The 16,835-nt window shown below is 71.8% G+C and carries 15 protein-coding genes and 1 pseudogene; 1 reads left to right on the top strand and 15 read right to left on the bottom strand.

Features of this window, described 5'->3' with window-relative positions:
• Positions 1 to 25: 25 nt before the first annotated feature.
• The 7 genes from IE153_RS37645 to IE153_RS37615 form a co-directional block, all read right to left on the bottom strand.
• Positions 26 to 715: an LAETG motif-containing sortase-dependent surface protein gene (locus IE153_RS37645; protein WP_189594191.1), complete on the bottom strand. Its 690-nt coding sequence runs from the start codon at positions 713 to 715 to the stop codon at positions 26 to 28.
• A gap of 146 nt (positions 716 to 861) precedes the next feature.
• Positions 862 to 1,983 (bottom strand): LOG family protein, encoded by a 1,122-nt coding sequence (locus IE153_RS37640; protein WP_189594190.1) that lies wholly within the window; start codon positions 1,981 to 1,983, stop codon positions 862 to 864.
• Positions 1,984 to 2,007: 24 nt separating this feature from the next.
• Positions 2,008 to 2,415, bottom strand: a complete 408-nt coding sequence (locus IE153_RS37635) for a VOC family protein (protein ID WP_189594189.1) — start codon at positions 2,413 to 2,415, stop codon at positions 2,008 to 2,010.
• Positions 2,416 to 2,532: 117 nt separating this feature from the next.
• The gene (locus IE153_RS37630) at positions 2,533 to 4,206 is read right to left on the bottom strand and encodes a hypothetical protein (RefSeq protein ID WP_189594188.1); all 1,674 of its coding nucleotides are present in this window, start codon (positions 4,204 to 4,206) and stop codon (positions 2,533 to 2,535) included.
• Entirely contained in the window at positions 4,188 to 4,937 is a 750-nt protein-coding gene (locus IE153_RS37625; protein ID WP_189594187.1) for an ABC transporter ATP-binding protein, read from the bottom strand. Before IE153_RS37625 ends, IE153_RS37630 begins: the two co-directional genes overlap by 19 nt.
• Positions 4,938 to 5,143: 206 nt before the next feature.
• Positions 5,144 to 6,505, bottom strand: a complete 1,362-nt coding sequence (locus IE153_RS37620) for an aspartate aminotransferase family protein (RefSeq protein ID WP_381028738.1) — start codon at positions 6,503 to 6,505, stop codon at positions 5,144 to 5,146.
• Positions 6,506 to 6,524: 19 nt separating this feature from the next.
• Positions 6,525 to 7,064: an Lrp/AsnC family transcriptional regulator gene (locus IE153_RS37615; protein ID WP_097221084.1), complete on the bottom strand. Its 540-nt coding sequence runs from the start codon at positions 7,062 to 7,064 to the stop codon at positions 6,525 to 6,527.
• 164 nt (positions 7,065 to 7,228) lie between these two features.
• Between IE153_RS37615 and IE153_RS37610 the strand changes: the two genes are divergently transcribed.
• On the top strand, positions 7,229 to 8,668 hold the full coding sequence (locus IE153_RS37610) for a gamma-aminobutyraldehyde dehydrogenase (protein ID WP_097221086.1): 1,440 nt from the start codon (positions 7,229 to 7,231) through the stop codon (positions 8,666 to 8,668).
• Positions 8,669 to 8,728: 60 nt separating this feature from the next.
• On the opposite strand, the gene IE153_RS37605 is transcribed toward IE153_RS37610, so the two are convergent.
• The 8 genes and pseudogenes from IE153_RS37605 to IE153_RS37570 form a co-directional block, all read right to left on the bottom strand.
• Positions 8,729 to 10,237 carry an NADase-type glycan-binding domain-containing protein gene (locus IE153_RS37605; protein ID WP_189594186.1) on the bottom strand — a complete coding sequence of 503 codons (1,509 nt, stop codon included), beginning with the start codon at positions 10,235 to 10,237 and terminating at the stop codon, positions 8,729 to 8,731.
• Positions 10,234 to 10,794, bottom strand: coding sequence for a phage tail protein (locus tag IE153_RS37600; RefSeq protein ID WP_189594185.1), 561 nt, complete (start codon positions 10,792 to 10,794; stop codon positions 10,234 to 10,236). The genes IE153_RS37605 and IE153_RS37600 overlap by 4 nt, the downstream gene beginning before the upstream one ends.
• A gap of 28 nt (positions 10,795 to 10,822) precedes the next feature.
• Complete coding sequence (locus IE153_RS37595; protein ID WP_189594184.1) at positions 10,823 to 12,784, bottom strand: putative baseplate assembly protein; 1,962 nt, start codon at positions 12,782 to 12,784, stop codon at positions 10,823 to 10,825.
• The gene (locus tag IE153_RS37590) at positions 12,784 to 13,224 is read right to left on the bottom strand and encodes a GPW/gp25 family protein (RefSeq protein ID WP_097223223.1); all 441 of its coding nucleotides are present in this window, start codon (positions 13,222 to 13,224) and stop codon (positions 12,784 to 12,786) included. Before IE153_RS37590 ends, IE153_RS37595 begins: the two co-directional genes overlap by 1 nt.
• Before the next feature lie 61 nt (positions 13,225 to 13,285).
• Positions 13,286 to 15,193, bottom strand: coding sequence for a VgrG-related protein (locus IE153_RS37585; RefSeq protein ID WP_189594183.1), 1,908 nt, complete (start codon positions 15,191 to 15,193; stop codon positions 13,286 to 13,288).
• Positions 15,193 to 15,918 carry a CIS tube protein gene (locus tag IE153_RS37580; protein WP_189594182.1) on the bottom strand — a complete coding sequence of 242 codons (726 nt, stop codon included), beginning with the start codon at positions 15,916 to 15,918 and terminating at the stop codon, positions 15,193 to 15,195. The genes IE153_RS37585 and IE153_RS37580 overlap by 1 nt, the downstream gene beginning before the upstream one ends.
• 21 nt (positions 15,919 to 15,939) lie before the next feature.
• Positions 15,940 to 16,362, bottom strand: coding sequence for a phage tail protein (locus IE153_RS37575; protein ID WP_097221094.1), 423 nt, complete (start codon positions 16,360 to 16,362; stop codon positions 15,940 to 15,942).
• A gap of 56 nt (positions 16,363 to 16,418) precedes the next feature.
• Positions 16,419 to 16,835, bottom strand: a pseudogene (locus tag IE153_RS37570) (hypothetical protein); the annotation flags it as partial.

Here is a 16,835-nt window from a genome sequence, read left to right as displayed (position 1 = left end):
GGCCACGGCACGGTGTGCGCGGGTGTCAGCTGTCGCTGTTGGCGCCGCGACGGCGCATGCCGAAGAACACCGCGCCGCCACCGACGACGACCAGGGCCGCCGCGATGCCGGCGATCAGGCCGGTGTTGGAGTTGGCACCGGTCTCGGCGAGGTTGGAGTCACCGGCCGGGGCGGGCACGTTGCCCGCCGGCGAGGTGCTCTGGCTCTCCGACGGCTCCGGAGCGGGGGTCCCGGTCTCCTCCGCCGGCTTGGAGGGGGATGCCGACGGGGTCGGCGTCGCCGGGGGAGTCGAAGCCGGGGGCTCCTCCTCCTTCTTGCAGGCCGTGGCCGGGGTGACGAGGTTCGGCTTGATGTCCTCGTCGACGTACGAAGCGGCCTTGACGTGGATGCGGTACTCGGCGTTCGCCTTCCAGTCGTCGGCGAAGGTGATGGTGGTGCCTTCACGCGAGCCCTTGACGACCTGCTCGCCGACCTTCTTCGCGTCGGCGCCGTTGTTCTGCAGGTACACGGTGACCGTGGCCGGGATGCCGGCGGGGTCGACGTCGGTGACGGTGATGACGCCCTTGTCGCCATCGCACTTCGCCTCGGCGGAGAACTCGCTGATGTTGCAGGCGAGCGCGTTGCCCGCGGTACCGAGCGCGAGCGCGGCCGAGGCGGAGACGACGGCGAGGACGCGCACGGCACGTGCGCGGCGGGATACGGACAGAACTGCCACGTTTGTCCTTTACAGGATTGCTAAAGCGGGGGGCTGAGGCGGTGTTGACTGAACATCAGCACTACCGGGAGACTCACAGGTCTATAAGCGCCGCATAAGTAGTGTCAACGCATATGCAGGTTGCAAGCACTTGCTTTGCCTTCTTATTAACCGCCGAGACGTTTCAAGGCCTCCGGCGCCTCCTCGATCCGGTCCACCAACGCGATCCGGGCCTCCATCGAGCGCCCCGCGGACAGTGACCTAAGCAGCGGCCACGCGGGCAGCTTCTCCGTCCAGTGCACGCGGTTCACCAGCACCATCGGCGTCGGCTCGCCGCGCGACTCGTAGTAGTTGGGCGTCGCGTTGTCGAAGATCTCCTGCAGCGTCCCCGCGGCGCCCGGCAGGAACACCACACCCGCGTTGGACCGGGCCAGCAGGCCGTCCTCGCGGGTGGCGTTGGCGAAGTACTTGGCGATGTGGGAGGCGAAGGCGTTCGGCGGCTCGTGACCGTAGAACCAGGTCGGGATGCCCACTGAGCGGCCGCCCTGGGGCCAGCGGGCGCGTATCTCGAAGGCGGCCGAGGCCCACTGGGTGATCGACGGGGTGAAGTGCGGTGCCTTGTTGAGGAGTTCGAGCGACTCGGTGAGCATCTCGTCGTCGAAGGGGGCGGCGTACGCGCCGAGGTTGGCCGCCTCCATGGCGCCCGGGCCGCCACCGGTGGCGATCGTGAAGCCGGCGCGGGCCAGCTCCCGGCCGAGCCGGGCGGCGCCGGCGTACTCCTCGGTGCCACGGGCCATCGCGTGGCCGCCCATGACCCCCACGACCCGGGCGCCGGACAGGAGTTCGTCGAGCGCGTCAGAGACGGAGTCGTCGTGGACCGAGCGCAGCATGGACGCGTAGATGTCGCGGTCGGCCTTGGTGCGCTGGAACCAGGCGTAGGCGAGGGCGTCGGGCGTGGCCTCGTAGCCCTCGGCCAGCGACGCGAACAGTTCGTCCGGGGAGTAGACCAGGCCGCGGTAGGGGTCGAACGGCAGGCCCGGAACCGGCGGGAAGACCAGGGCGCCGTCGGCCCGGACCTTCGCGTCCGCGTCCTCGCGCATCGCGCAGCCGAGGAAGACGGCGCCCTCGGTGTCCGTGCTGAGGAGCTCGCGCGTACGGTCCGTCAGGTCGACGGCCTGGACGCGGTGTCCGGCGAGGGTGCCGCGCGCCGAGACGGTCGCGTCGAACTCCTCGAGGGTCTCTATCTCACGGTCGTCATGGTGGGCCGCATGGGCGGGCATCGTCTGCACCCGCCCATGCTAGGCCGCACGCCGTCAGCCCTGGACGGCCGCGGGGTCCATCCACACGACCTCGAAGGTGTGGCCGTCCACGTCGTCGAAGGCGCGGCCGTACATGAAGCCGTGGTCCTGGGTCTCGCCCGAGACGGAACCGCCCGCCGCGACCGCCTTCTCGACCAGTTCGTCGACCTTCTCGCGGCTCTCGGAGCTCAGCGCGATCAGCACCTCGCTGGTCTTCGTCGAGTCCGCGACCTCCTTCTTGGTGAACTGGAGGTACTTCTCCTTGGTGTGCACCATGACCACGATGGTCTCGCTGATCACCACCGAGGCGGTCGTGTCGTCGCTGAACTGCTCGTTGATCGTGAAGCCCAGCTCGGTGAAGAACTTCTTCGATGCGCCGAGGTCGCCGGTGCACAGGTTCACGAAGATCATCTGCTGGTACATGTGAGGTCGCTCCCATCAAGTCCGTGTCGTTACGCGGGGATAGACCGGGGGCCGGTCCGGAACTCATCGCCGTACGGAGATTTTTCTCGTCCCGGTTTTCCAGCGGGGCCGCGGGGCTCAGCGCGCCAGGGGCAGCGCCGCCAGTTCCGCGACCGTCAGGGTGAGCGGACCGAACAGGGCGAGCAGCGCGACGGCGCGCAGAGCGGCGGCGCTGCGCAGCATCGTGGCGGGGGCGCCGAGGCGCAGCAGGGCGGCGGTGGTGCCGGCGCGGGCCTGCCGGGCCTCGACGGCGGCCGTGAGGAGCGTCGCCGTCGTGCAGCCGGTCACGAGGAGCACGCCGAGGGTGGTGAGCGGGCCGAGCGAGAGCCCGTCCGGGGCGTGCAGCAGCGCCATGGCCCACGCGGCGGACAGGACCGCGCAGACGACGCCCAGGGGACGTCCGATGCGGACGGACTCCGCCATGAGGATGCGGCCGGCCAGCAGCCGCCGAGCACCGGGGCGGGCCGCCTGCAGCAGCCGTCCGCACAGGTGGGTCAAGCCGGGACCGGCCAGGGCCAGGCCGACGGCGGCGAGCGCCCAGCCCGCCATCACGCCCGGGGAGGCACCGGAGAAGGAGAGGTCGGGCGGCGTGGGGGAGGTACGGCTCGTGTAGCTCTCCACGGCGAGGCCCGCGGCCAGCACGGTGATCCCCCAGGGGAGACCGGTGGGGGCGGCGATGGTGTCCGGCAGGGCCGCGTCGGGGGTCGCGGCGTCGTCGGGGGCGTCGGACTCCGCATCGTCCGGGCGCGGGTGCCCGGCCAGGGAACCGGCGGGGCTGATGGCGCCGGGCGCGTCCGGCGCCGCCGCGCGCGGGCTGGGCCACTGACCGGGATCGCCGGGGCCCGGGCCGTGCGCGCCCGCCGCTGCCGGCGAGGCCGGGTGAGGGGCTGAGGGGAGCCCGGTCGGGTCCCCGGCGCCCGTCTCCGGGGCGCCCGGCTGAGCCGGGCCGTCGAGCATGGGGCCGGGCGGCTGAACCGGCGGGTCCGCGACCGCGCTCACGGCACCACCGGGCCCCGTGACCGCCGCCGGTGCGGATCCGCCGGCCCGGGCCGCGGGTGGGCCGCTCTTGGCGGCGGGCTCGGCACCACTCGTCGCGGCGGGCTCGGCGCCGCGGCCGTTCGCGGGCCGGATGATCTGCCGCCCGAAGCGGCCGTACGCCCCGAAGGTCTCGCGGGTGCTGGTGCGCCGGTACGCGCCGAAGCGGCCGTACAAGCGGGCCGACCGGGGCCCGGCGGCCCTCGCCTCGCGCGGACGCAGGGCCAGTGCCACCGCCACTGACGCGAGGACCGGCACGAGCGCCAGCAGGGTCAGGGCGCCCGGCAGCGGCAGGGGGCGGTCCGCGGCGAGGGACTCGGCGGCCACGCCGTCGAAGGGCATGCCCGTCAGGTCGCCCCGCAGGTGCAGGAAGACGAGCAGGGCCAGCATCGCGCCCAGCGTGCAGGACAGGGCCGTCGTCGTCGCCGAGACGGCCATCATGCGCACCGGGCCGAGACCGATCGCCGAGAGGCCCGCGCGGGGCTTGGTGCCGGGGTCGGTACGGGCCACGGCGACCGCGAAGTACACCGTGGCGGCCAGCGGGGCCGCACACCAGGCCAGCCGCAGCAGGGCGGTGCCGGGGGAGCCGGGGTGGCCCAGCGCGTAGCCCAGGGCGCAGAGCAGCAGGAAGGCCGTGCCCGCCGAGGCCGCCGCGACCGACAGGCGGCGCAGCTGGACGGCGGGGTGGGCGCCGCGGGTCAGACGGAGAGCGAGCACGCGGCCCGGCCTTCCGGCTCGCGGGGCTCGGCGACCGGCGGCAGGTGCACCGTCTGCACGCGCCGCCCGTCCAGCAGCGACACCGTGCGGTCGGCGAGGGCCGCGGTATCCGGGTCGTGGGTGGCCAGGACGACGGTGATGCGGTGGGAGCGGGCCGCTGTGGTGAGGGTGCGCAGCACATGGGTGCGGTCGGCGCGGTGCAGGGGCGCCGTGGGCTCGTCGGCGAACAGCACCGAGGGCGCGGGGGCCAGCGCGCGGGCGATGCAGACCCGCTGCCGCTGGGCCTGCACCAGCTGGTGGGGCCGTTTGCGGGCGATGTCGCCGATGTCCAGGCGCTCCAGCCACTCCAGTGCCGCGGTCTTGGCGCGTCGCCGGCTGGTGCCGCGCAGCATCAGCGGCAGGGCGGTGTTCTCCCAGGCGTTGAGCTCCGGGACCAGGGAGGGGGCCGGGTCGATCCAGCCGAAGCGGTCGCGGCGCAACCGCTCGCGGGTGAGGGGGCCCATGGTGTGCACGGGCATGCTGTTGAACCAGACCTCGCCGCGCCGGACGGGCACCAGGCCGGACAGGCACCGCAGCAGGGTCGTCTTGCCGCTGCCGCGCGGGCCGCTCAGGGCGAGGATCTCGCCCTCGCGCACGCCGAGCGAGACGCCGCAGAGCGCGGGCGAGCCGTCGTCGTGCTGGAAGTGCAGGGCGCGTGCCCAGAGCACGTCGTTGTCCGGCGGGGCCTCCATGCGCGTACACCTCGGTTCAGATCCGTAGTTCCCGTGCCATCCCCCGTGCGGGGGAACGAAGGCAGGGCCGATCGGTCACTGGGCACGCTAGGCAGAAGGCGGCGGGACGCCGGACAGCACGCGGCCCCGGGCCGCCGTTTCTCACTCGGACGGGCGGCACCGGGGCCGGTGTTGATCATCCAGGCAGACGATCGGAGCGACGGGCGTCAGAGCTTCGTCCACGCCTCCGTGAGGGTGGCGCGCAGGATCTGCTCGATCTCGTCGAACGTCGACTGGTCGGAGATCAGCGGCGGGGCCAGCTGGACGACCGGATCGCCGCGGTCGTCGGCCCGGCAGTACAGGCCGTTGTCGTACAGCGCCTTGGAGAGGAAGCCGTACAGGACGCGCTCGGTCTCCTCGTCGTTGAAGGACTCCTTGGTGTTCTTGTCCTTCACCAGCTCGATGCCGTAGAAGAAGCCGTTGCCGCGGACGTCGCCGACGATCGGCAGGTCGTGGAGCTTCTCCAGGGTGGCGCGGAAGTTGCCCTCGTTGTCCAGGACGTGCTGGTTGAGGTTCTCGCGCTCGAACAGGTCGAGGTTGGCCAGGCCCACGGCCGCGGAGACCGGGTGGCCGCCGAAGGTGTAGCCGTGCAGGAAGGTGTTGTCGCCCTTGTAGAACGGCTCGGCCAGGCGGTCGGAGATGATGCACGCGCCGATCGGGGAGTAGCCCGAGGTCATGCCCTTGGCGCAGGTGATCATGTCCGGCACGTAGTCGAACTTGTCGCAGGCGAAGTACGTGCCCAGACGGCCGAAGGCGCAGATGACCTCGTCCGAGACGAGCAGCACGTCGTACTGGTCGCAGATCTCGCGGACCCGCTGGAAGTAGCCGGGCGGGGGCGGGAAGCAGCCGCCGGCGTTCTGCACCGGCTCCAGGAAGACCGCGGCGACGGTGTCCGGGCCCTCGAAGAGGATCTGCTGCTCGATCTGGTCGGCGGCCCAGCGGCCGTAGGCCTCGGGGTCGTCGCCGTGGATCGGGGCCCGGTAGATGTTGGTGTTCGGGACCTTGTGCGCGCCCGGCACCAGCGGCTCGAAGGGGGCCTTCAGGGCCGGCAGACCGGTGATGGACAGGGCGCCCTGCGGGGTGCCGTGGTAGGCGACCGCGCGGGAGATGACCTTGTGCTTGGTGGGCTTGCCGGTCAGCTTGAAGTACTGCTTGGCGAGCTTCCAGGCGGTCTCCACCGCCTCACCGCCGCCGGTGGTGAAGAAGACCTTGTTCAGGTCGCCCGGGGCGTGCCCGGCGAGGCGCTCGGCCAGCTCGACGGCCTTGGGGTGGGCGTAGGACCACACCGGGAAGAACGCGAGCTCCTGCGCCTGCTTGAAGGCGGTCTCGGCGAGCTCGACCCGGCCGTGCCCGGCCTGCACCACGAAGAGGCCGGCGAGGCCGTCCAGGTAGCGCTTGCCCTTGTCGTCGTAGATGTACGTGCCCTCGCCCCGGACGATGGTGGGGACGGGGGCCTTCTCGTACGACGACATGCGCGTGAAGTGCATCCACAGGTGGTCGTACGCGGACTGGGAGAGGTCCTTGCTCACGGCTATCGGGTCCTCACGATTATCGGGTTCCCCACATGTAGGTCTGCTTCTTGAGCTTGAGGTAGACGAAGCTCTCGGTGGAGCGCACTCCGGGCACCGCCCGTATGCGTTTGTTGATGACGTCCAGAAGGTGGTCGTCGTCCTCGCAGACGATCTCCACCATCAGGTCGAAGGAGCCTGCGGTCATCACCACGTACTCGCATTCGGACATGGCCGACAGCGCGTCCGCGACCGACTCCACGTCGCCCTCGACGTTGACGCCGACCATCGCCTGTCTGCGGAAGCCCACGGTGAGCGGGTCCGTGACGGCGACGATCTGCATCACGCCCTGGTCGAGCAGCTTCTGGACGCGCTGGCGCACGGCCGCCTCCGACAGGCCCACGGCCTTGCCGATGGCGGCGTACGGCCGGCGGCCGTCCTCCTGGAGCTGCTCGATGATGGCGAGGGAGACGGCGTCCAGCTGCGGCGAGCTGCCGTTCCTGGACTCGCGGGAGGGCTCGCGGGACTCCCGCGAGCCCTTCTGTTCTGCGCTTCGACTGGCCACGAGGTCACTGTGCACGAGGTCTCGACACTTCCGCAAGCCTGGATCGATGAAATCCGTTGTTTGAGTCCCCTACTCCTGCGGATTCCGCACGATCGAAGGGAGTAGGGGTGTTGAAAACGTGGGTCGGCCGACTAGGGTGGGTGTCTCAAGTACTGGACATCCGAACTGGAGGGCCGGCAGTGAGCACCGAGCTTCGTCGTCTGCGCAACTACATCGGCGGTGAGTTCCGGGACGCCGCCGACGGACGGACCACCGAGGTGGTCAATCCCGCGACGGGTGAGGCGTACGCGACCGCTCCGCTGTCCGGGCAGGCGGACGTGGACGCCGCGATGGCGGCGGCCGCCGAGGCCTTTCCCGGCTGGCGCGACACCACGCCCGCCGAGCGGCAGAAGGCCCTGCTGAAGATCGCGGACGCCTTCGAGGAGCGCGCCGAGGAGCTGATCGCGGCCGAGGTGGAGAACACGGGCAAGCCGACCGGGCTGACCCGCTCCGAGGAGATCCCGCCGATGGTCGACCAGATCCGCTTCTTCGCGGGCGCGGCGCGGATGCTGGAGGGCCGCTCGGCCGGTGAGTACATGGAGGGCCTGACCTCCATCGTGCGCCGGGAGCCGGTCGGCGTCTGCGCGCAGGTCGCGCCGTGGAACTACCCGATGATGATGGCCGTGTGGAAGTTCGCCCCGGCGATCGCGGCGGGCAACACCGTCGTCCTGAAGCCGTCGGACACGACTCCGGCCTCGACGGTCCTCATGGCGGAGATCATCGGCTCGATCGTCCCCAAGGGCGTCTTCAACGTCATCTGCGGCGACCGCGACACCGGCCGCCTGATGGTCGAGCACGACACCCCGGCGATGGCCTCCATCACCGGTTCCGTGCGCGCCGGCATCCAGGTCGCCGAGTCCGCCGCCAAGGACGTCAAGCGCGTCCACCTGGAGCTGGGCGGCAAGGCCCCGGTCGTGGTCTTCGAGGACACCGACATCGCCAAGGCCGTCGAGGACATCTCGGTCGCCGGCTACTTCAACGCCGGCCAGGACTGCACCGCCGCCACCCGCGTGCTCGTCCACGAGTCCATCCACGACGAGTTCGTCTCCGCGCTGGCCAAGGCCGCCTCCGAGACGAAGACCGGGCAGCCGGACGACGAGGACGTGCTGTTCGGCCCGCTCAACAACCCCAACCAGCTCAAGCAGGTCGAGGGCTTCATCGACCGGCTGCCCGCGCACGCGCGCGTGGAGGCCGGCGGCAAGCGGGTCGGCGACAAGGGCTACTTCTACGCGCCGACCGTCGTCTCGGGCCTGAAGCAGACCGACGAGATCATCCAGAACGAGGTCTTCGGCCCGGTCATCACCGTGCAGTCCTTCTCCGACGAGGAGCAGGCCGTCGAGTGGGCCAACGGCGTCGAGTACGCGCTGGCCTCCTCCGTGTGGACCAAGGACCACGGCCGCGCCATGCGGATGTCCAAGAAGCTCGACTTCGGCTGCGTGTGGATCAACACCCACATCCCGCTGGTCGCCGAGATGCCGCACGGCGGCTTCAAGAAGTCCGGCTACGGCAAGGACCTCTCGGGCTACGGCTTCGACGACTACACGCGGATCAAGCACGTGATGACGTCGCTGGACGCCTAAGCGCGCCGGACACGAGCGAGCGGCCCCGGACGGCAGGATCCGTCCGGGGCCGCCGTGTGCTCAGGTGTTGTTCGCGCTGGACGGGCCGAAGAACTCGATCTCCGCGATGGCGACCTGCTTCTTCGCCGAGGTGCCATAGGCGGAGTCGATGGTGAAGCGGACGGCGGTCACCTCGCCGACGCGGAAGGCCCGCCGCTGCGGGCCCGCTCCCTGGTCGAGGGTCAGGCTGCGGGTGGTGGTCCGGCCGTCCTTGCCGGTGACGGTGGCCGTGAGGCGGTGCGGCAGTGCCGACTTGGAGAGCTGGTCGGCGCGCGTGGACGTGCCCGGCGTGATGATCAGGTCCAGCAGCCGGGTGGGCTCGTCGAAGCGGGCCTCTATGTACTGGCCCTGAGCCGACTCGGAGACGCCCGGGCCCCACCAGGTGTCGTTCAGCTTGTCGAACACGAGGTCGGGCTTGTGGCCCGGGTAGGAACGCGAGGCGCTGTAGCGGTCCGGGGAGACCGGGGCACGCTTGGCGAAGTGGTCCCGGGTGGCCTGGATGCCCTGCGGGATGTTGACCACCAGCGCGATCAGCAGGGCCAGCACGATCGCGATGCCCAGCCAGGACAGGACACGGTCGAAGGTGCGGCGCAGCCGGGGACGGTCGCCCGCCCAGGGCGTCTCCCGGCTGCCGAACGGGCCGAGCCGCCGCCACCAGGGGAGCTGGACCGGGGCGGGTCCGTCACCGGCCATGGGCATCGCGCACCGGGCGCAGAAGTGCCGCTCCGGGCGGTTGCGCGTGGCACACCAGGGGCACGCGGTGCCGCCGTCGATCCCGTGCTCCTCGCCGGGGGCCCGGACGGCCTCGGGGCGCTGGGGGGCGGGGCGGCCGGGCAGGACGGGGGCGACGGAGGGTTCTGCGGCGGTGCGGGGTTCGGCGTCGGAGACCGGGACGAGGAGCCTGCGGGCCCGGGTGTTGATGCCCTGGGTGGTGGAGGGGTCCGGGGCGGGGGTGGCCGGTGGGACGGGCTGAGTGGGGGCGGTGTCGTCCGGGGCCGGGTGGGAGGCGGAGTAAGGGTGGGCCGTTTCGTCGGCGGGTGTCCCGGGGTGGTGGTCCGCGGGCTGCGCGGAGGCGGTGCCGGGTTCCGGGTCCCGTGCGGCTCGGGCGGTGGCTTCCTCCGTGGTGCCGGAAACGGATGGAGCGGTGGTGCGGCTCGCCGTGGTGTGCGCTGTGGCGCCCGGGCCTGTGCGGTCCCGGGAAGTGAGGGGAAGGCCCGTACCTCCGTCCCGGCGGGAGAAGGCGTCCCAGCCGGGGTGGGCGTCGGCGGACGCGGGTGCGGCGGATGCGGTTGCAGGTGTGGCGGGTGCGGGGGTCGGGGGCGGCGTGGTGCCTGCCTCGCCTGACGAGCCACCGGCCGCATCGGCAGCACGGGCGGATCCGGAGCCGCGGGCGGCGCCGTCGGGGCCGGTGTTCCCGGCGGTGCGGGCGGCGCCGTCCGTCCAGCTCAGTACCGACCCGCACGCGTCGCAGAACGACTGGCCCGGTTGCGCGCGGGTCCCGCAGTCGGCGCAGTTCTGGGGGGTCGTCATGGATGCGGGGTCCTCTCGGGGGTGGCGGTCACCTGGACGGTGTAGGGCATGTGGGCGGGCCGGGCGGCGGACACGAGGGTGTCCAGGCGGTGCCGGTCCGCGGTGGTGGGTGCGGGCAGACGCAGGTGGACGTGGAGGTGGGGGCGCGGGTCGCCGGGGAAGGGGCCCAGCGGGCGGGCGTTCCACGACGCGCCGCCGCTCTCCGTGATCTCGGGCTCCACGCCGAACGCCAGCCGGACCGCCTCGGACAGGCCGCTCCGGGTGCCGCGGATGCGGTGCAGGTACGCGGCGGCGGCCACGGCGGCCCGCAGCAGCGGCTCGGGTTCGTCGCCCTCGGTCTCCGCACCGACCCAACCGCCCAGCCACTGGGTGAAGTCGAGCGGAGCGAGGGACGGGCGGAAGTAGGTGTCGAGACAGTCCAGCACGCTCAGGATCGGCGCGACCACGTCGTCGAGCCCGCCCACGAACCGCTGGGCCAGGTCGTCGTCGGCGAACACGGCCGGCAGCATCCCGCCGATCGGCGCGGAGGATCCGAGGCCGTCGATGGAGCCCCTCATACGCTGCGCCCCGTCGCGAACCGGCCCTTCACGACCCGTCCCCGATCACCCGGACGCGGTGGTCGAAGGAGAACACCAGCGACGGCGCCGACAGGTCGATCCGGTCCGTGGGCTCGCCGCGTTTGCCGGTGAGCGGGTCGGCGGGGTGCAGGATCACCTCGTCGACCAGTTCGACCCCCGGTACGCGCTGCAGCACCGCGAACACCTCCCCGGCCTGGACGGGCCGCCCGAACGGCCAGCCCGTGCCGTCCGCACCGCCCGTCAGCGGATCGAGGTGCCGGTACAGGGCGTCGTGCGCCTGCCGGCGCACCCGGTCGGTGTCGACGCCGCGGAAGGCGTGCACCGTGGCCACGACCGTGACGCCCTGGTAGTACGGCGGGCCCACCGCCAACCGGGTTCCGATCAGGCGCCGTTCGTCCAGGTGCCGGGTGATGCGGTCCAACAGGGCGTCACCGGGCACCAGTTGCTCGAAGCGCAGCCGGCCGCCCGGGTCGGGCACGGCCTGCGGCACCACCAGGACCCGGACCGCGTAGGCCCCGTGCTCGCCCTCCTTGCCCTCCAGGCAGGTGATGCGTGCCGTCTCCGGGGCGGCGCGGCGGGCCAGTTCCTCGTAGTCGCGCAGGGTCACGGCCCGCTCCTGGGCGCGCAGCGTGATCGGCGCCCGGACCTTCGCCTCCTGCACCGTCTCCCCGTCCACACCGCCGCGCGCGGCCTCGCGGTTGACGACCTCGGAGACGTACGGGATGGAGGTGCGCAGGATCCGCACCGCGCCGCGCGCCACGTTGCCCGCGCGGCCACCGCCCGTGCGGTAGCGGCGGGCCCGCACGGGGGCGCCCTTGGGAGCGACCGTCCCGTACTGTCGCAGGGAGCCGTCGGGTTCGCGCACGGCCGGGCCGAAGGCGATCTCGCCGGTCGTGGCGTCGAGGGTGATGTGCCGGTCCCGCGGCCCGGAGGACGCGAAGGTGGGGACGACCCGCCAGTCCGTCCAGCCGTCGTGCTCGGCGGTCTGCAGCAGCACCGGCGGATCGTCGCCGACCACCGGCGCGTGCGCCAGCCGCAGCCGCTGCCCCGGCAGCCCGGTGGACTCGCCGAGCGCCTCGTCGTACACCGTCTCCGCGTGCACGGCGCCGGTGGTGCCGCCGATCGTGAACGCCTCGGCGGCCCGCACGGTGGGCGAGGTCGTGTAGAAGGGCTGGTCGGGCAGGGGGTCGGTGACGCGGCAGCGCAGCCAGCCCGCCTCCTGCCCGGCGTTGCGGGACAGCACGTGCCCGCCGGGGACGTGCAGGACGACTTCGCCGGGCCGGTTGAGGCCGCCGGTGCCGTCCCGGTCCACCTCGCAGGGCTGCCAGCCGTCCGCGGTCCACGCCTCCCACACCAGCGGCGGCTGGCGCGGGTCCACGCCGACGCCGTCCACCCGGCTGTCCAGGTCCAGGGCGACCGCGCAGTGCGGCACCGCCGCCGTCAGGCCGAGCAGCATGGCGTCACCGGGCCCGGGCGACTCGGCGAAGCACAGCAGGTCCTTGCCCTCCTCGGCGAGGTCGTGCGTCCGGTCGACCACCGGCTCGCCCCGGTGCTGCACCAACAGATGGCGCAACGCGCAGGGCACGACCGTCAGTTCGCGCTCGGTGGCGAAGACGACCGCCTCCTCGCTCTCGGTGCGCAGCGTCGCGACCTCCGTGCCGACCGGCACCCGCACCGGCTCCTCCTGCGGCGCCGACAGCCAGAACGTCATGTCCGTGCGGGCCGCGGACGGCGGGAACAGGGTGATCCCGACCAGGTCCAGGAACGCCAGATGGTTCTTCTCCGGCACCCGGTTCAGGCGGTAGACGATCTGGTCGGCCATGTGGGCCACCGTCTCGACGAGGGTGACGCCGGGGTCCGAGACGTTGTGATCGGTCCACTCCGGGGCGCGCTGCTGAATGTAGCGCTTGGCGTCGTCGACGAACTGCTGGAAGCGCCGGTCGTCGAGGTTGGGGGAGGGCAGGGCCATCAGCGGTCGCTTTCGGGGGCGGTGCCCGCGCCGGGGGCGTCGGGCTCCTCGTGGGACGGAATGACGTAGAACGGGAAGACCAGGCTGCGCGGGTTGTTGGTGCCGCGGATCGAGTAGCGGACGTCGATGTAGAGGACGCTCTGGTCCCCGCCGGCGGTGACCTCGACGTCGTCGACCTCGATGCGCGGCTCCCAGCGGTCGAGGCTGACGTACACCTCGTGCTGGATGCGGCCCGCGGTCTGCTCGTTGACCGGTGCGAACACCAGGTCGTGGATCGCGCAGCCGAAGTCCGGCCGCATCGGCCGCTCGCCCGGCGCGGTGGACAGCACCAGCCGGATCGCCTCCTCGACCTCCCTCTCGCCGCTGACCAGGGCGATCCCGCCGGTCGGCCCGATGCGCAGCGGGAACGACCAGCCGGAGCCGACGAACTGCTCGGCCATCAGAAGCACACCCTGTCTTTCCTGGTCAGAGTCACAGGCACAGTCACAGCCACCGTCACCGTCATGGGATCGGCATCGGGACGGGGATGGTGGTGACGCCGAACACCTTCGATCCGATGAGCGTGGTCGGGGCCTTGATCGTCGTGTTGACGAGGGAGTTGATCTGCACGGTGCCGCCGCCGGTGAGGTTCGCGATGCCCTTCGCGTCCAGGTTCAGAGCGCCGAGCGCGTTCACGCTGATCGCCCCGGCGGCCCGCACATTCACCAGACCGCCGCCCTGGATGGTGAGAGGCCCGCCGCTCTTGATGCTGAGACTGCGCCGGGCGCTCAGCGAGAGATCGCCGCCCGCCTCGACCGACACCGAGCGGCTGCCCTTGATCGTCACCGAGCCCTTGCTGTCCACGGTGATCTCGGTCTTCGTCCGGTCCAGGTTGATGGTCAGCTGCTTGTCACCGGAGACGAGCCGGACGCCCTGCTTGCGCAGGCCCGTCTTCTGGCTGAGCAGGTCCATCCGGTTGCCGTCCCGGTCGGAGACGGTGTGCCGGCTCGCCTTCTTGCGGACGGTGTCGTGCAGCGGCACGTCACCGACCGTGGTGGGCTTGTCCCGCCCGTTGTACAGCCCGCCGATCACGAACGGATGGTCCAGGGCGCCCCGGTCGAACGCGACCAGCACCTCGTCGTTGACGTCCATCGGGAACACCCCGCCGCCGCCCAGACCGCCCAGTTGCACGGTCCGCGTCCAGTCGCTGACGTACGTGTCGTCCAGCCACGGGAACTGCAGCCGCACCCGCCCCTGCTTGAGCGGGTCGTTCACGTCGGTGACCAGCGCGTTGGCCACGCCGGGCAGCCGGGGCGCGGCGGGCGTTCCGCCCGAGGCCAGCCCGAACAGTGAGCGCCACTGCCGTCCGCTGACCGTCACCCACGCCTCGTAGTGCCTGCCGTCGCCGAAGTCGTGCCGCACCGAGGTGACGGTGTACTTGCCCTCGAAGGGCACACCCACGTCCGCCAGCGCGACCGGAACTCCCGGGCGCAGCTTGGGGTTTCCGCGCGCGACGACCTCCAGCTCGGCGAACGAGCCGGTGACGTCGTCGGCGAGGGCGTCGGCGGCGAACTTCACCTCGCTCTGCTTGTCGTAGGGCGTGCCCGTCTCCACGAGCGTCGCGGCCTTGAACTTCCCCGCCGCCGCGCCCGGGGTGGTGCCGATGGTGATGCCGGGATTGCCGGTCGCGGGCGCGGTGGCGGTCAGCTTCTTCTTGGTGGTCACGTCCCACCCGCGCGACTCGACCTTGGCCACCTGGTCGGCGGCGGTCACGGCGGCCCGCAGGCGCAGGATGTCGTGCCCGCCCTGGAGGACGAAGGGGCTCTTGTCCCCGTCGGTGTTCGGGGAGGGCGCGCCGGAGGCCGACTTGGGCCGCACGAACTGGAACTTGCCGTCCGCGTCCACCGACATGACCATCTCGTTCTCGTCGGCGAGCCGCGCGAGGAAGTCCCAGTCGGTGACGTTGGACTGGCTGATGAACTCGTACACCGTCTTCGTCGACTCGATCCGCCCGATCGGCACACCGTCCTTGCCGGCGAGCTTGCGGGCGATGTCCGAGGCGCTCTGGTTGCGGTACGCCGCCACCCGGCGCTGGCGCAGCAGGCGGTGCCCGTAGTCGTAGCCGCGGACGACGGTGTAGCTGCCGGTGCCGTCGTAGTCGGCCTCCAGACCGGTGACTTCGCCGGTCAGCAGCGGATCGGCGGCGCCCTCGCCGTCGGCCACCGGCGCGAACACCACCTCGGTGCCGAAGGTGATGCCCAGCTTGCCCAGCAGCAGCCGGTACGGGTCGCGGAACGTCAGCCGGAACGCGGCCGGGACGCCGACCCCCTGGTCGACGTAGCTCTCCACCAGGTCCGGGACGAACTCGGGCGGCAGCGGGGCGCCACCGATCTTCACGTCGACGACGCTGACGAACGAGGACTGCACCATCAGGAACGCACCTCCTCGGTGGCCGGCAGCACGAGTTCGACGCCGGTCGGCAGCCGCGTCGGGTCGTCGATGCCGTTGGCCTCGGCGATGGAACGCCAGGCGGCCGCGTTGCCGTACTCCCGCCAGGCCAGCGACTGGAGCGAGTCACCCGCCACAACCCGGTGCACGCGCTGCGCGGTGAGCGCGCCCGAGGTCGGGTTCTGCCCCTTGGTCTTCATCGGGATCTCGTGCAGCTGCACCCGGCAGGTGGCGCGGATGGGCACGCCCGTCGTCGAGAACAGCGTGTAGTCGGCCGACACGGAGCTGACGTACGCCGTGAACCGGGCTGTCGAGAACGACCCCCACTGGAAGACGACCCACGGCGGCGACGGCTGCTTGGCGGCGATGCTCTTCGTCGTCACCTCGCAGCAGGCGAGCAGCGAGTCGACCTTCTTCATCACGGAGTTGCTGGTCGGCTCGTCGGAGGAGTCGAGGAAGATCTCGACGGCCATCTCGCGCGGCTCCGCCCCCATGAACTCCGGCAGCGGGCCGACCCGTTCGGTCTGCGCCGGGGTCGCCTTCCACTGGGCGCGGCGGCTCAGCGACAGCTGCGCCGGATTGAAGTCGAAGTCGAACGTCTTGATGATCCCGCCGGGTGTCCTGCTCTTGCCCTTAGGCGGTTCGTGAATGGCGAGCGTGGCGCGGATGAGGCTCTTGCCCGCGCCCCTCTTGCTGCCCTTGGCCATGGTGTCCCGTCCTCCCCTCGCTCAGTCCGTGAACCCGTGGTGGGTGATCTCCAGCACCTCGGTCGCCACGGCCGGGTTGGCCGGGTCGAGGGTGGGGCCGGTCCAGCTCACCGGCAGCACGTCGATGAGGCCCCACCGCGCGACCTCCGACCCGTCGGCGCGCAGCGCCGCGATCTGGGCGGTGGGCCGCTTGATGCCCGTCTGCAGCGACGAGATCCACTTGGCGACCTTGGTGGTGTCCGGGGTGAGCGGCCGGGTCAGCCGGATCGTCGAGAACGACACGCGGGTCGGCAGCTGCCAGACGAAGCCGTTGTTGCCGCCTTCCTGGCGCTGCTCGATCTCCACCTGCGAGGACAGCCCTTCGCATCCGTTGAAGTAGCCGAGGCTCTCGCCGTCGATGCTGAGGGTGAACCAGATGGTGGAGCCCGGATCCTGGCGGGACATCGCGGGTGGGCCTTTCTGTCGTTCCTTGTCGTGCGTTCCGGGGCGGGCGGGGCCGGTCAGTGGCGGGGGTCGCGGAGCCGGCCGATGCGTTCGCGGTCCAGGCGCAGTTCCGTGCGGATCAGGCGGGTGATGCGGCCGATGATGCGGTGCACGAGTTCGTCCAGCTGGAAGTCGGTCAGCTCACGGGGGTCGAAGGAGCCGGTGGGGACTTCCGTGTAGGCGGGCGGGGGCGGTGGCGGGGGTGGTGGGTCGGCCCGGGGTGTGTAGGGGGGTGGGGGGCCGGAGCGGTCGGTGGGCTGTGGCGCGGTTCGGTTGGTGAGGGTGGTGGCGACCGTGGCTGCGGCGGCCGCTGCGAGGGCGCCCGTGGCTGAGGGGGGTGTGGTTTCGGGCGCGGGCTTGGGCTTCTTGCGGAAGAGGGTCTGGACGACGGGGAGGGGTGTGGAGGGGGGGTGTGGGGCCGGGGTGCGTTGTAC

It is taken from the genome of Streptomyces massasporeus (assembly GCF_014648995.1).
In the GTDB taxonomy this organism is placed as follows: Bacteria; Actinomycetota; Actinomycetes; order Streptomycetales; family Streptomycetaceae; genus Streptomyces; species Streptomyces massasporeus.
Note: the sequence above shows the minus strand (reverse complement) of the source record. Positions and strands in the feature narration are given on the sequence as shown.

What these genes read in the sequence shown, in the direction of transcription:
- IE153_RS37605 (WP_189594186.1), bottom strand. Translation starts at nt 10,237, where the DNA reads ATGACGACCCCCCAGAACTGCGCCGACTGCGGGACCCGCGCGCAACCG.
- IE153_RS37600 (WP_189594185.1), bottom strand. Translation starts at nt 10,794, where the DNA reads ATGAGGGGCTCCATCGACGGCCTCGGATCCTCCGCGCCGATCGGCGGG.
- IE153_RS37575 (WP_097221094.1), bottom strand. Translation starts at nt 16,362, where the DNA reads ATGTCCCGCCAGGATCCGGGCTCCACCATCTGGTTCACCCTCAGCATC.
- IE153_RS37595 (WP_189594184.1), bottom strand. Translation starts at nt 12,784, where the DNA reads ATGGCCCTGCCCTCCCCCAACCTCGACGACCGGCGCTTCCAGCAGTTC.
- IE153_RS37625 (WP_189594187.1), bottom strand. Translation starts at nt 4,937, where the DNA reads ATGGAGGCCCCGCCGGACAACGACGTGCTCTGGGCACGCGCCCTGCAC.
- IE153_RS37635 (WP_189594189.1), bottom strand. Translation starts at nt 2,415, where the DNA reads ATGTACCAGCAGATGATCTTCGTGAACCTGTGCACCGGCGACCTCGGC.
- IE153_RS37590 (WP_097223223.1), bottom strand. Translation starts at nt 13,224, where the DNA reads ATGGCCGAGCAGTTCGTCGGCTCCGGCTGGTCGTTCCCGCTGCGCATC.
- IE153_RS37585 (WP_189594183.1), bottom strand. Translation starts at nt 15,193, where the DNA reads ATGGTGCAGTCCTCGTTCGTCAGCGTCGTCGACGTGAAGATCGGTGGC.
- IE153_RS37580 (WP_189594182.1), bottom strand. Translation starts at nt 15,918, where the DNA reads ATGGCCAAGGGCAGCAAGAGGGGCGCGGGCAAGAGCCTCATCCGCGCC.